Source organism: Mucilaginibacter inviolabilis (genome assembly GCF_011089895.1).
In the GTDB taxonomy this organism is placed as follows: domain Bacteria; phylum Bacteroidota; class Bacteroidia; order Sphingobacteriales; family Sphingobacteriaceae; genus Mucilaginibacter; species Mucilaginibacter inviolabilis.
This window is the reverse complement of the sequence record NZ_JAANAT010000001.1, coordinates 482,647-495,871: the sequence shown is the minus strand read 5'-3', so window position 1 is coordinate 495,871 and position 13,225 is coordinate 482,647. Positions and strand designations below refer to the sequence as shown.

Below are 13,225 nucleotides of genomic sequence, written 5' to 3'. Positions count from 1 at the left end.
AACCATATAACAGCAGAATTGAATCTCTATAGATTTGAATAACCGGATATCGTTGTAACATCCTAATTGAGTAACGATGTAACGAAGAAGCAAGAGAACAAAGAGCATTGTAATAACTGATCAAAGTAGCTTCATATCATTAAAACGATATAACAGGCTAACTTGCTAACAAAAGAACCAAATAGCCATATAATTGGGTATCGGAATAACATACTAATTATGAAACAATAGAGCAAAGTAACGAAGTACAACAGATCAATATATCGCTATTGCAGTATTGCCACATAGCTCTGGAACAGCAGAACGATATTACAGCCGATCATGGGATCAACGCCCTGATGAGTTTTCGGAAAAGCAGGGCAAGTTCCATTTGTTTATTGTCATGGTGCCGGAGTAGCCGCAGATATTCATCAATGACCGGAGGTGATAAAAGGCTGCGTTTTTGCAGGCGATTTGCGTACCGTGCCAACTGATTGATATTGTTCCCACTCCTTGATAATTCCAGGCTGATAGCATCCAGCCGTTTCATTAATTCAGCGGTGTTTACTGTAAGGCCCTTCCCTTCATTTAATAGCTTCCGCCTGACGACATCGGTCTTTTTTAGGCCCAGTTCTTTTTCTAATTGCTCTACCTGGCGGTATTCCGCTTCCGTAAACCGGACATCGATCTTAAAGGATCGCTTGTCCTTGCCCGACGGCGGCCTGCCGCCTTTGTTCCTGGTCATAAACAAAGAAATTGAGTTGCGAAATTTCTTCCCCCGGCATCAGCCGGGCAAGATTCTTTTTGGTAGACTGGAAAACCCGAAGGGGTTTCCGTCGGACAAAAAGACATCTTGCAGGGTAAAAAACAAGAAGGCCCCTGCCTTAGTAAAACGGAACTTTTTGGAGTTTTCAGGCGCTTAGCGCTCAAAAGGAACCTGAATTTTTTTAAACAGGTTGTTGGCTTTTTTTGCTTCGAATGCTGTTCGTGCCTCGGTACGGCGTTTTTCGCTGTAATCATGGTGCCCGTGAAAAGCAGGTGTCCCGTCGGTGGCATACGGCAACTCGGTAATAAAGCGGCGTAAAGATTCGTGTCCATCCGGTGTATGATCAAAATAAACATTCAGGTTTGGATACCGCATCGCCATTTTGATCGCAGCAGGCAGCAAACTGTAACTGTTGATCATTAAAATACTATCCGGCGCTTCAGGGTGATCATGTTTCCAGCTTAGATAATCGAAAATATCTTTGAATACACATAACCTTCGGCTATCTCCCGGAAAAAAAGTAAGCCCTTTATTGCCCAGGCAACCTTTAAAATATTTATTGCGAACCTGCCAGCTCCCGGCTTCATTGCGATGTCCGGCGGCGGAAAACTGCCTGGGCTGTAGTTTAGCATGCACACTATGATAATGTATCTCCTTTAAAATACCCTGTGCTGCTTCCCATATCCCGCGTTTTTCCAGAAACAGACGGATTGATGGGGTTCTGCCAAGCTCACAAACCTTATCTACGCGGTAATAGGGTTGGATCAATGTTTTATGCCGTTTACGCCGGGATGGCTTTAATAGGGAAACGGCAGGTAGAGCCTGCTCCATAATTTCGTGAAGTTTCCCGCAAACATCCCTGATCTCGAGCTCCGGCCAGAAGGCTAAACCGAAATCGATCACATTACCGCCTTTCCCGGTGCCGTGGTCATACCAGACGCCAAGGCTATCGTTTACGCAGAGTGACGGCTTTTTGCCGTCATGATGTAGCACGTTGCTGTACAAGATCTCTCGCCCGGAGTTATGCGCGGGCTGGTATCCAAGTCGCGCCAGCAGGCCGGTAATAGATACCTGTTCCCGAATGACCGCAGGGTTCATTGTCATTTCCATAAAATTTAAATTATAGTTGGCGCCAGATTTCCAGGCCTCTGGCAATGGCCTCTATCTCTATGCGGTCAATTCGCCAGGCGGCTGAATGATTACCGTCGCTCCGGATTGTTAGCTCGCCTTTTGCCAGCAACCGCTCGATATAACATTTTCCAAAGCGGCGGTACGCTTCACGTTTTTTCAGGTAAGGTGGTATTTTACCGGTTCTGACGAGTGCGATGATGGCCCCAAGCTCCGCGGCTTCCCGGACAATGGTTCGAAGTTGCTGGGCGCTCAATAGATTTTCCATATTTGATGCAATAAAAAAGGGGGCCACTTGGGCCCCCTTCAAGACAATTCGGGACATACTCACGTCATATTCTACAATACGGGCCTCTCAGCCTGCCCGGGCGCTTTCAGCATATTGCGGCTTTACGCTCACCTTCGCCCGATTTCCGCTTTTCCGGCGGATAATGTTTCGTCCCCACATGTCAAATAACGTCCGTTACCTTTCTGCCACAGGCAGATAGGTCAGCCGGTTGCTGGAAGCACTTACAGCTTCCAAGGCAGCGCGGCTAAGCGTCTTTCCGTCAGGGATGATGAGGCCTTCGGCAATCCAACGGTCCACACAAGTGCGGCCATAGCGCCGGTAGGCTTCCGACTTGCTGATCGTTTCAGGTAGGAGGCGTTCCGTCGCCAGTACTTCACTGGCACCGGCGACCGCAGCCGCTGTAAATAATCCGATCAGTTCGTTTGGTTTCATAGCCTGAGGATGACAAGACAAAGGTTGCCGGACGTCGAATTTTTCTTTCAAGAGGCACTACAGGGGGCACTAACGATTTTTTTTAAGGTTCGAGTTAAGGGTTGATAACTAACGAGGTAAGACAGTGCAGTGTTTATGGAAAACCAAATCAACCCGGGGGGGCACGAATGGATTAAGTAGATTACTTGAACCAATTACAGTGAGCAATAATAAGTTGAGAAATAAGTTTTTAATGAAAATGACTATGGCGACCAATAAATTGAAATTACTCACAATCATTTTTGCAATTTTATCGTTTAATAGATTTAAATGAAGGAGATTGCTTTTGTTAAAGAAGTATAGATGAAGTTTGAAATGTTAGCGCTTTAAAGCAGAGTGCCAACTAATAATAAATTCATTAATAAAATTTATTCAAGATGAATAAGACTGTATTTTATCCCTTATTAATTTTGTTGCTGACAACAGTAGGTTCCGTTTGGGGCCAGATAGTAGTAAAAGTTACAAACGGGCAGATCTTTGTCAATGACCCGATGCACCGGCCTAAAGAAAAGGACTTTCAAGGTGTTACTGATAGCCTCGATAGAAACTTGGTGCAGCATCCAAACGATACGACCAGTTTATTTTACCGGGCCTTGTTATATGTACAGTTTAATACATTCGTTTTTAATCCAGACCTGTCTACGAATAGTAATGCGACCAATAAGTTACTGCAAGCAAAAAAAATGGCCGACAAGGCAGACAGTTTAAAAATGCAAAATTTCGGACTGAAGGTACTAAGGGCTCAGATATGCAAAGAATTAACGAACAGGTATGCGCCAATCGAAACATGGCGTTTCAATGCACAACAAATGGCCGATCGGAAAAAACGATACGATTATTATAAAATGCTGGCCAACAACTATTACGATGAACTGGCCCGTTTAGATAAAAGAAATGCCTACGACTATTCGCGAATGAAAGTGAAATAGCGGTCATGAGCATTATGTCTGCTATTTATTTCGAAATTTAGCTCGATCGACGTTCCGGTAATAATATATTATAAGTCAGCTATAGCTTGAACATCATATGATAACTGATTCGTCTCTATCGTTCAATAAATTTTAATTTCCCCTGTTTTAGGTTTATAGCTCTAGATGTCAGCTCATAATTTAAATCATCCGTTTTGTCGCTTTACTGAAAGTACCTGTTTCAGAAAGCCAGTTAAGAAATGGTCAGCATGGATTAGTGGCTGTCTTTACCGTGTTGCGCTTTAATAAAAGGAATGCTAAATTTGATAAAGGAGTTATTGTAATGACGGTATTAAATTGCATAGGCATAGATGATGAGGAACACTGTAATAAATTTTTGAAAGAATGTTGCCGAAATATTCCGTCTGTAAAACTTCTAGGAACATTTACTAACCCCTTCGATGCGCGGGCCTTACTACAGTCCGGTAAAATAGATTTGATATTTCTTGATTTCCATATGGGACAAATAAACGCTCCGGAGTTTATAAAGGAGATACCGGGAAATGTCCAAGTCATCATAATTTCTGCTGAGTTTGAATCCAAAATCAAGGCTTTTGGAATGAAACTTACTGCAATACTTCCAAAACCATATCCATGTGAAAGGCTTTTACAGGCATGTAAAGCCGCTGTCAAGTCGAAAGTATAGAAAAAAAAAGCCCCCCAACACTTGCTGCGGGAAGCTTTTACCTAAACCTTATCACAATTAGCGGATAGGGTATCCGCTAAGAATGAGCAAATCTACTTTTTAATATTAAATATCCCAATGTTTACTTAAAAAAGTTGGTGAATATCCCAACATTTAGTTGCTGGGCCCTATGATCCTTATTATGGTATGATTCCTGGATTGAAATAATCATGAATTCCAAACAATGCGTGAAGCACTCGGTAAGTTACGAGGTCATTGCAAAAGGAATTTCAACTCTTACTAACATGCCAGGTTTTCAATTTAATATTTAACTGATCACGTTGACGCCATTGACGTTTAAGTCTAGCGATCGATGCGTTGTAACTCATCAACCTGCCATTCATATACTGCATCGAGCAAAATATTCAATTTTTCTTTGAATAAAGTGTAGTTCAAACTGTCAAGGTTGCGAATATGCCGGCCGTTTCCAATCATGGAAAACATCAGCCATTTAAACAACTGCTCGTCAACAGCATTAAATGGTTCCTCACCAAATATTTCGTTTATCGTCCGCTCTAATTTTGATTCAAATCTTTCCATGTCTTTAACTAAAGGCTTGCTATCACCAAATCTACAGGTTGTTGGGTTATTCACCAACATCATTGCCTGATTATTATTACATCTTCCCTGTTCATTTGCTGTCCCGTAATGATCAAAGATTTCGATAAAGAAACACTCATTGTATTTGGAAAACATCTTAAAACGTTAAGGCTCGCTAAAAAACTTACTTATCGAAAGATGGCTCTTCTTTGCAATATTGACTACAGTGATATTCAAAAAATCGAAAGCGGAAAGATCAATATTACCATCCTGACGCTCAGGGAACTTGCCAAAGCACTTCAACTCGCTCCGAAAGATTTGATAGATTTTCCAGGCTTCGAATTGACTGATAATCATTAAACTGTAAAAGAGTACGAATCTACCGACAGATATTGCTATTACTGTTGGCTCCGCCAAATAATATCAACTAAATTTTTACTTTTGTTTGTATATGATACGATCCAAGGGATGGTATCTGTATAAAATATTTATTAAAGATATAGCGTTTAGCTCAACTCGTTTAGAAAACTGGTAATTTTTGCGCACGAGGAACAAAGCAATAACGCCTATGCTTTGGCGTAGGCTTGCTTGTTTCGTGCGCGGGTATACCAGTACCTCTAAATGGATGGGTAAGTTCTACGCCATCTTTTGTAAATTAGGAAGCCTTGACTATTATGATAATATATATGCTGTGCTCCATTTAAAATTACTCTCCGGCCGATAGCTCAACCTTATCCCATGAAGATAAACACATTAATAGACCGAAACGTTTCCGCTACTTCTGTTTTAGACGATACCCGTGATGTATTGAAATACCTTAATAATGTGAACTACATTGCCGTAATAGATGAAGAACTGCATACCACCGGGATCGTGACTCTTAAAGACTTGTATTCCCATCCAGAAAGCAGAAACCTGATCGATTGCGACATCAATAAACCACGGTTATCTCCTGAGCAAACCATTTTCGAGGTGTTTAAGATTATGCAGGATAAAGGTTACGACTTCTTGCCCGTCTATGATGATCAAAAATTTATCGGTGTGATTTCCCTTATGACCATTACTGGCCGTTTTGCCCAGGCATTAACAGAAAGCGAGCAAGATTACCAAAAGGTAATCCATGATCTTAGAAATCCGATCAGCAACTTGACCAATCTGATTCAATTGCTCAATGCTTCCGTTACTGACAATGATAACCTCGAATTGATTGAATTATGTGGTTCTTCCTGTAAACATGCAATGGATATTCTAGACGACCTATTATATATGGAAATTGATAATAATCGGCCGTTAGTAAAAGAGCCAACTGAAATGAACGCGTTTTACGGGCGCTGCGTTTCGGAGCAAAAAGGCTTAAGCCTCTTAAAGAACATCGTTATCAAGACCGATTTTTGCAAAGAACATGTAACAAAAGACATTGACCGCATTCAGGTTAAAAGAGCAGTGCAAAACGTAATTAGTAATGCAATTAAGTTTTCTTATCCATCATCTACTATTAAGGTTAGTACTAAAGTAGAAGGTAACCAAATCATTTTAAAGATTGCCGATGCGGGAATTGGTATCCCCAATAAATATCAGCCAGAAATTTTTAAAAGATTCACGACTGCTGGTCGGCCGGGGACAAACGGAGAACCGTCGATTGGCCTCGGCCTGTGCTTCTGCAAACAATGTATTGAGCAACATGGAGGCCATATCTGTTTTAAATCGACAGAAAACAAAGGCACAAAATTTTATATCAGCCTCTAATGACGGTTTGGAAAAATTCCAGAGAAAGGTTAATTATTTTTTCCGTGAAGTTTTAAATAACTTACTGGACAAATACGTAATGAAATTATCCCTATAACTCTCGCCAACTGTAAACGTTAGGTTATTGGTCATTTTGATCGTATTGCCTTCTATATAATTAATGCAATTTGTAGAAATAATAAAAGCGCGGTGAAACTGCTTGAATCCTTCACGAGAATCGAGTAGTTGCAGAATGTCTTTGATTGTAAGATAGGCCGTCAATATTTTGTTATCCGCCAGATGGATCCTGATATAGTTGTGCGCACTTTCAAAAGCGATTACATCTTTGTATAAAACTTTCACGATGCGGAGATCTTCTTCTTTGTTTTTCACTAAGAAGTAATTATCCTCTATCTTTTGTTCGCGATAATAGTCGGTAACTTTTGTATCTGCGGGAAACAACCGATTCACCATCGTCGAAAATTTCGCAAAGGTGAAAGGTTTTAACAAATAAGCATCTGCATCGGTCTCGAATGCTTCAAATGCATATTTTGAATGAGCAGTGGTAAAAACTAATTTTTGAGTTTTTGATCTTAATGCATGTGCTAATTCCAGTCCCGATATATTAGGCATATTAATATCCATAAACAGCATATGGATATTGTTTTCAGCACTTATCTGTTCTAATGCCGTTCCTGGATCAGTATATATCGCCACTACATATAAACGTGGGATCAAATCTATATATTTTTTAATCGCATCTATTGAAAATTGCTCGTCGTCAATTATCACACAGTTTAACATACGTCTCGTTTTACAATTAGTGAAATGAAGAGTTGGTTTTCTAATTAGGTCTAGCTGACTAAGAAGTAATTATTATGATTAACTGATCATATCTCCACATAGTTACAATAAGTTTCCAATGAATGAATGTATTGTTTTCTATCAATTCACCAATCCTGAACCTTTACGAACTAATCATCAAGTTGTGATCTACATCGAATACGCCACAGCAAAGCATACAAAAGTAATTGACTTTTATATTACCCTTAAAATTACCCAATCTTTAAAATTAATCGTAAAAAAGTTTAGATCCCTATTTCTTAGCTGAAGAGGTTATTTTTCTCCATAAACAGGTGGATTTTCTTTTATTAAGCAAATTTGACGCTAGCTCATTTTTCGAGCCCTTTTTAAGAGTCAAAAACTATTGAATTTCATATTACAATATCGAGCCCGATTCGATTGCTGTTCTTCACCATTATCTATCAAAATAAATAATTTATTTACCATGAAAAAACATGCTTGTATCGTTGTAGACGACGAACCCTTTGCGATTAATTGGCTGACCAATTATATTAATTCTATGCCTAATCTTTATCTTATAAAATCTTATACGGACCCGTTAGAGGCATTGAAAGAAATCATCAATGGAGATATGGTCGATTTGATATTGTTAGACATTAACATGCCTAGTATCACCGGCATAGATTTATCGAGGGAGATCAGAAAAAAAACGAGAAAATTAATTTTTTCTACGGCTTATAAGCAGTACGGATATGAAGCCTTTGAAGTTGAAGCCGATGCTTATTTGTTGAAGCCTTATACCATATCAAAATTTGTCGGCACACTTGCCAGGATATTTCCAGCGAATGAGAGTCCCAAAGACTTGTCAATATCTCCTGACGATTTCTTTTTCGTGAAAAATAAAGATGAGCATTTAAAAATAGTCAAGATCAATTACTCGGATGTCGTAGCCGTTGAGAGCAAGTTAAATTATGTGCAGATACATACTTTAAGCAAGAAGATACTTACTTACATGTCTTTATCTGAAATCTCAAAAACGCTGAGGCATTTGCAGTTTTTCGTACAGTTCCAGCGGAGCTTCATTATCGGGAAAAGACACATCGAATCCATAGATGGCAATACGATTAAAATGGTTACGGGGCTACAAATAACGGTTGGAGAGTATTATCGTAAAGATTTTTCAGCATTTTTGACTGAAAGATTGATAAAGGCAGGGCGAAAGACTTAGTTTCGCCCGCCTTTATTCAACCCCTTTTAATTCGAACGTCCACCATGAAGCATCCCCGTTTTGGTTATGGTGATCATTGTTGTTGTGGGATCGGTCGGCACGTCAGTTCCCCCTGTAGGTTTTGAACCGGCATTGCCTCTGTACACAAAAAGCGTACTGTCTTTGATTTTGAAATTTTTGTGTTTCATGATTTTTTTTTCGGGAAACTTAGGACGAAAATGATCCGTAACAAATGATATTATATAGAACGGTAAGATTTCTATTTAAAAAAAAGAGTTTACATGAATAAGAATTTTCAAAAATGGTTTAAACAATATAGGGTACATCTGCTCGTATGGACGATATTCATTTTTTATGAATCTGTCTTGATAGGCTATATATCCGGAGTTTTTGGTCATCCGCTAAGTTATTTATTACATTATTTGGCCGCTATCATTTTATTTTATATCCACGCTGAACTTTTTTTTCCCTGGGCTTTACGTTTAAAAAAATATATAGTTTGGCGCATTCCTCTTGTCATTCTTGAAATTGCCGGCTTCGTTGTAATATCTTTCTGCATAGACAAATTATTAATCCTCAATGGTGTGGTGCATTCTGAAACAAGTTTTCACCTTTCCTGGGTCTATGTATTTAGTATGCTGTACCGAGGTGGTTATTTTCTGGGCTTTTCTACTGGTTATTATTACCTGATCACTTATTCGAAGGAAAAAATAAAGACAAATGAACTGGAAAAACAACATTTAAATGATATCATAAATAGTCAGAAAGCGGAACAGGAGCTGACTAAAGCGCAAAACGCATTTTTGAAAGCGCAGATTAATCCACATTTTCTTTTTAACACGCTTGATTTTATTTATCACAGCATTGATGATTCGTCACCGATTGCGGCCGACGCGGTGATCGTGTTAACAGAGATGATGAGGTATGCGGTTGACTCAGATAAAATGGGGGACTATATTTATCTGGGTGACGAAATAGAACAAGCTGAAAATTTAATCTATTTAAACCAAATGAGAAGAAACCATAACCTTTGTTTCAGATTAAATTATGACGAAAAGATCAAAAAGATCCGGTTGATCCCTTTAGTTTTATTAACGTTAGTTGAAAATATATTTAAGCACGGCAACCTCAATGTCTCCGCCGATGAGGCTGTTATCAATATCTATCTGGACGAAGATTTTTTTTATATCAATACTTACAACCTGGTTTCCACAAATTCAGCAGAAACAGGTTCACATACAGGGCTGAAAAATATCGAACAGAGATTAAGGTTTTCCTACGGTGCAGATCTCGTCTTTGACTACCGCGTGGACTCGACCAATCACTTCTATTTACAGCTTAACATTCCGCTACCGAAGCTGGTTGCGAGTGTTGGCTAACCAGTAGTTTACCTAAAAATTGGTATAAAAAACCTTCATGCGTGCGTTGATTCGATATAAAGAGGCGATTAACATGCATATGAAATATGTCTGCCAATAAATTTTGCTTGTCCGTAATGCCGCTTGTTTTGCCTAACAATTTGTGATATGCGCGATAAATTTCACTGGGCACTTGTATATCGGCCGTATGTAACATGCGCTTAAGTGCCTCAAACCGCTGATTTAGCAACTTAAAATTCGCCGCACACAGTTTCAGCTCGGTCCCGTAACTATCGGCCATTGTTTTAACAAATTTGAGCTGTTCGGTAAAGTCTTCAAAAGTTGCTTTAATGACATTATTCATCAATACCAGTGTTAATAGATAAAGCTCATCTGTGCTTTTGTTTTTTGCCAATAGCCTAAGTACATATTTGCTATCCTTAAAAAACAGATTTTCCACAACACTGATCCGCTCACGACCATACCGTAAAGTTTCCTGAAAATATGTCTTAACCTGGATATCAGAAACCAAACCACTTATAAGATAAGGTTCGAGCAAAAGCCGTAGTTTACCCATAATGTCATAACCTTCTGAAATATCTTTCAACTGCAGTCTCACTCGCAAGTGAGGCTTCGGCTCATCATATCTGACAAAGAACCATTTGCAAAGCTGTTGTTTAATTTCAGCCAATAATAAGTTCAGCCTGCTGATCAGTATTTCATTCGACCGAGCCGGATGACAGTATATTTCAAAATATAACCATTTCCCGCCCGGAGAAAAGAATTGAGCCGCGTCTGACCTGTTTTCTGGAATATTTACTTTAAAGGGATTATATATAGGGTGGTCATGTTTATAGCTGACAATAAATTGCGCGATATGCTTTTTGTGTTCATCAGCTATTTGTAAATCATAGTCCGAAATTAATGCCTCAGAAATATAAATAGACTGATCCTTAGATTGAAGGCAATAAGATACGAATGCATCCATATCAGTAGAATCAGCGGGATCGAAAGTGAGAATCTGGTCATGATTACCAGATGTAAAAGGAAAGTTTATTGCCAACCCTTGCAACCACTCTATTAATTTCACCCGACGTGTCACCTCGGTTTCTGAATCCATGGAATGCAAAAGTTCAGCCGGAAGTTTCCAACTTGCGGGCGCAATGATTATATTTTTATAGCAAACGCGGGGATAGTGATTAAGACCTGGAAAAATATATGACAATTTCATATTCAGATCTGACTTGATTTGATGATGTTGCAGGTCACAAAGAAACCTGAATATGGAAAGATCGGAACGTGTGTAGTTATAGGCTGAAGGCACTCGTGGCATCATTCTCTTATGGTATTTTTTCGACCAGAGAATAATCTCGGAACCGCGGACCGTAACGTAGATGTCGTCTACAGACAATGGCTCTTCGCTGCATGACCAACTCATTAACGGCAATTCATATGCATATAACTGTTTTCGTCGGTTTACGTTGTCAACCTTCTTTTCGAGTTGATACGCCACATCAAAAAACAGGATTTCGGGGTTTGCATTTATTTCGATTTCTGCTATCTCTCTGCCGAAATGTTCAAGTTTTTCATTGGCTATCGTAAACCTGCCCAACAAAGCGTTCGCAGTGCAACCGCCCGCGTTTTCAATAATAGGCTGGTTTTTCCAAAAACGTAATAAAATACTCAACGTGTTAGGCAAAGGCAATGCGGATAATTCGGCTTCATTTTTATACTCATCCAGTCTAATCGTGCCGCCTTTCATCAATTGGGCTATCAGAAAGCGGTTTAATCCGGAATACAAAATATGTTGTTCATCTTTGTCATCGCCCCTTAGATCCTTTAAGATTTCCTTTATTTGAAAATCCGCTTGTTGCTCACCGAGGCTTGCATATCCAATGCCAATCTCTGAATCTAACGCGGTCATTAAAGGCACTACTGTATTTTCAAATTTTTTTAAGAAGGCTATGCGAAAATTAGTTAAGTCTTTGTTTTCGATATCTGGCAAATATTTAGACAGAAAGTTTAGAGCCTGGGGTAGTTCGCGCATAGCCTGAGCGTCTAATGCTCCTGACAACCACTTTCTTTCGGTTATCATGTACGAGCAAAACCCGCTTTTACCACGAATACCTGTTCTTTGAAAATAGTCTTGTCCTGTAATATTAACCGTATCTTCTGTAAATAAAAGTTGAAGCGAGAGCATTTGCGCAAGCAGCGAGGTAACCTGGTGCGCTGACATATTAAAGGCAATGGCCATTTTCTCATAAATGATCATGCGTGATGTTTTTGTCCGGCAAGTATCCAGTAACACTACTAATTCATCAAAATGCGAAACCGATGCTAACTCGAAAAAACCATCCTTAACGCGGATGTACCGAATGCTTTGGGCAACCGTATAAACGGTTGAATTGGAAATGAACCATTGGGCATTAACGGCCTGTGTTGTACGATCAATCGTAAGTTCAGTAATTGCCTGCCAGTCAATGAAATGATGTACAGACAAGTTCTTTGCTAACACAATTGGCAGTCCTGGTGATGCAGAGACTGGGACCAGAGAAATGGCTGCAAATTTCCCAAATGGCGTAGGTCTGAATTTCGTGCGATTAAAATACTTCCAAACCGTAAAACCCATCTTGCTGCTTAGAGCCTTAAGATCGTTCTTGTCGTAATCTTTTATCAATTTGTAAAACGAAGGTGAAGTAAGCCTGATCATTTTTTTCAACTCATTCCATTTTTCCCCTAATTCATCCTGGGAGCTAAATGCCGGGCTCCTGCAGAGTGCATAGCTTAGCAAACTTAATTTAATCGGATTTTTCATTAGCTAACTGCTTAATTCTTAATTTATCAGGCTCAAAGAAATGATGCATTTGTTTTTCTACTTTCGAAATTTTATAGATCGGTTAATTTTCAGGATAGAAAAGAAGGTTTACAGGATTAAATTGATTTCATTTAGTCATGGGAATAATTTATCTATTGATTAAAATTATTGACTGATTTTTCAAAAAAATTGTCGGCGCTCAAATAAGAATTTGTCAGAAGCATGTCACAGCCCTTTTTTTTCGGTACGGAAAGGGGGAAATTCGGGCGATATTCCCATCCGGAGTAAAGAAAGTTGGCTTAAACTATGATTAATTTAGAGCGGCTTGATTAACCTATGTGAAATTGCAGATTAACACGCACCAAATAAGGTGAGCTATTGTGTTATGATACGATGAGCAGCAGGCTGCCGCGGATATTTTTTACATCTACTCAAATAATTAAAGCTGGTCGGCTGATCAGGAATAAAC

General features: G+C 39.3%; 14 protein-coding genes. 6 read left to right on the top strand and 8 right to left on the bottom strand.

All coding sequences use genetic code 11. The annotated features are described in order from the left end of the window. Positions 1-319: 319 nt before the first annotated feature. From mobC to G7092_RS01865, 4 genes are all read right to left on the bottom strand, one after another. A complete protein-coding gene (mobC, locus tag G7092_RS01880) occupies positions 320-724 on the bottom strand; it encodes a plasmid mobilization relaxosome protein MobC (protein ID WP_166085647.1) in 405 nt (134 codons plus the stop codon). Between the two features lie 174 nt (positions 725-898). Then, positions 899-1,855: a DUF8464 domain-containing protein gene (locus tag G7092_RS01875; RefSeq protein ID WP_166085645.1), complete on the bottom strand. Its 957-nt coding sequence runs from the start codon at positions 1,853-1,855 to the stop codon at positions 899-901. Between the two features lie 10 nt (positions 1,856-1,865). Further along, entirely contained in the window at positions 1,866-2,141 is a 276-nt protein-coding gene (locus G7092_RS01870; protein WP_166085643.1) for a hypothetical protein, read from the bottom strand. A gap of 195 nt (positions 2,142-2,336) precedes the next feature. After that, the gene (locus G7092_RS01865) at positions 2,337-2,594 is read right to left on the bottom strand and encodes a hypothetical protein (protein ID WP_166085641.1); all 258 of its coding nucleotides are present in this window, start codon (positions 2,592-2,594) and stop codon (positions 2,337-2,339) included. Positions 2,595-3,010: 416 nt separating this feature from the next. Here G7092_RS01865 and G7092_RS01860 point away from each other — a divergent pair, with 416 nt between their 5' ends. Then, a complete protein-coding gene (locus G7092_RS01860; RefSeq protein WP_166085639.1) occupies positions 3,011-3,562 on the top strand; it encodes a hypothetical protein in 552 nt (183 codons plus the stop codon). 322 nt (positions 3,563-3,884) lie between these two features. After that, a complete protein-coding gene (locus tag G7092_RS01855) occupies positions 3,885-4,247 on the top strand; it encodes a LytR/AlgR family response regulator transcription factor (protein ID WP_166085637.1) in 363 nt (120 codons plus the stop codon). A gap of 342 nt (positions 4,248-4,589) precedes the next feature. Here the strand turns inward: G7092_RS01855 and G7092_RS01850 are convergent, their stop codons facing one another. Further along, complete coding sequence (locus G7092_RS01850; RefSeq protein ID WP_166085634.1) at positions 4,590-4,826, bottom strand: hypothetical protein; 237 nt, start codon at positions 4,824-4,826, stop codon at positions 4,590-4,592. Positions 4,827-4,934: 108 nt separating this feature from the next. On the opposite strand from G7092_RS01850, the gene G7092_RS01845 reads away from it, so the two are divergent. Next, positions 4,935-5,186, top strand: coding sequence for a helix-turn-helix domain-containing protein (locus G7092_RS01845; protein WP_166085632.1), 252 nt, complete (start codon positions 4,935-4,937; stop codon positions 5,184-5,186). Between the two features lie 378 nt (positions 5,187-5,564). After that, positions 5,565-6,572, top strand: a complete 1,008-nt coding sequence (locus G7092_RS01840; RefSeq protein ID WP_166085630.1) for an ATP-binding protein — start codon at positions 5,565-5,567, stop codon at positions 6,570-6,572. 33 nt (positions 6,573-6,605) lie between these two features. Here G7092_RS01840 and G7092_RS01835 read toward each other — a convergent pair whose 3' ends face one another. Further along, positions 6,606-7,355: a LytR/AlgR family response regulator transcription factor gene (locus tag G7092_RS01835; protein ID WP_166085628.1), complete on the bottom strand. Its 750-nt coding sequence runs from the start codon at positions 7,353-7,355 to the stop codon at positions 6,606-6,608. A gap of 484 nt (positions 7,356-7,839) precedes the next feature. On the opposite strand from G7092_RS01835, the gene G7092_RS01830 reads away from it, so the two are divergent. Beyond that, the gene (locus G7092_RS01830; RefSeq protein WP_166085625.1) at positions 7,840-8,583 is read left to right on the top strand and encodes a LytR/AlgR family response regulator transcription factor; all 744 of its coding nucleotides are present in this window, start codon (positions 7,840-7,842) and stop codon (positions 8,581-8,583) included. 26 nt (positions 8,584-8,609) lie between these two features. Here the strand turns inward: G7092_RS01830 and G7092_RS01825 are convergent, their stop codons facing one another. Continuing rightward, on the bottom strand, positions 8,610-8,771 hold the full coding sequence (locus G7092_RS01825) for a hypothetical protein (RefSeq protein ID WP_166085622.1): 162 nt from the start codon (positions 8,769-8,771) through the stop codon (positions 8,610-8,612). A 234-nt stretch (positions 8,772-9,005) separates the two neighbouring features. Between G7092_RS01825 and G7092_RS01820 the strand changes: the two genes are divergently transcribed. Further along, entirely contained in the window at positions 9,006-9,962 is a 957-nt protein-coding gene (locus tag G7092_RS01820; protein WP_166085620.1) for a sensor histidine kinase, read from the top strand. Here G7092_RS01820 and G7092_RS01815 read toward each other — a convergent pair. Next, on the bottom strand, positions 9,922-12,756 hold the full coding sequence (locus G7092_RS01815) for a lantibiotic dehydratase (protein WP_166085618.1): 2,835 nt from the start codon (positions 12,754-12,756) through the stop codon (positions 9,922-9,924). The genes G7092_RS01820 and G7092_RS01815 overlap by 41 nt on opposite strands. Between the last annotated feature and the right edge of the window lie 469 nt (positions 12,757-13,225).